The organism is Kocuria sp. CCUG 69068 (genome assembly GCF_020833785.1).
Lineage (GTDB): Bacteria > Actinomycetota > Actinomycetes > Actinomycetales > Micrococcaceae > Kocuria > Kocuria rosea.
The window spans coordinates 1-990 of the sequence record NZ_PDDL01000251.1 but is presented as its reverse complement, the minus strand read 5'-3'; the positions used below and the strand labels follow the sequence as shown (position 1 = coordinate 990).

Genomic DNA, 990 nt, shown 5'->3' with positions numbered 1-990 from the left:
GCCGCAGGAGGCCCCGCTCCCGTCGTCGGTGCGGGGCGCGGTGGACCTGGGCGCCGTGCCCGCCGCCGGGCCGGGCGGGCAGCCCGCGGGGGAGGGCCGGCCGGGCGGGTACCGCCGGGAGGTGACGGCGGCGGACTTCCAGGAGGTCGCCGAGCTCTCCACCCGGGTCCCCGTGGTCTTCGCCCTCTGGGCCCGCTTCAGCGAGCAGTCCGTGGCGTTCACCGACACCCTGGAGCAGGTCGTGGACCGCTACCGGGGACGGCTCCTGCTGGCCTCCGTGGACGCCGAGGCGGTCCCCGAGATCGCGCAGATGTTCCAGGCGCAGTCCGTGCCCACCGTGGTGGCGCTGCTCGGCGGGCGGCCCGTCCCGCTGTTCAACTCCACGGTCCCGGCCGAGCAGGTGACCCAGCTGCTGGACGAGCTGCTCGCGCTCGCCGAGCAGAACGGGATCACGGGCACCGTGGAGCCCGTCCGCCCCGACGACGAGCCGGAGCCCCTGCCCCCGCTGCACCAGGAGGCCGTGGACGCCCTCGAGGCCGGTGACGTCGACGCCGCCGAGGCCGCCTACCGGAAGGCGATCGCCGAGAACCCCGGGGACCGGGAGGCGAAGCTCGCCCTCGCCCAGGTGCACCTGCTCCAGCGGGTGCTGCCGCTGGACGCCGCGACGGTCCGCGCCGAGGCCGCCGCCGCCCCGGAGGACGTGGCGGCGCAGCTGGCCGTCGCCGACCTCGACGTCTCGGGCGGCCACGTGGAGGACGCCTTCCGCCGGCTGCTGGACCTGGTGCGGCGCACCGCCGGGGAGGAGCGGGACGCCGTCCGGCTGCGCCTGCTCGAGCTCTTCGACGTGGTGGGCGCCGAGGACCCGCGCACGGTGACCGCCCGGGGCGCCCTGATGCGCGCCCTGTTCTGAGCCCCCGCCCCTGACGCCCCCCCTGACCGCCCCGCCCGCACGGCCACCGTCCGCCGGCGCGCGGGGCGCGTCCTCCGCCG

The 990-nt window shown here is 78.1% G+C and carries 1 protein-coding gene; it reads left to right on the top strand.

Features of this window, described 5'->3' with window-relative positions; genetic code table 11:
* The coding region (locus tag CRM73_RS19370) for a tetratricopeptide repeat protein (protein ID WP_229588818.1) at window positions 1-910 on the top strand (910 nt) is incomplete at its 5' end.
* Between the last annotated feature and the right edge of the window lie 80 nt (window positions 911-990).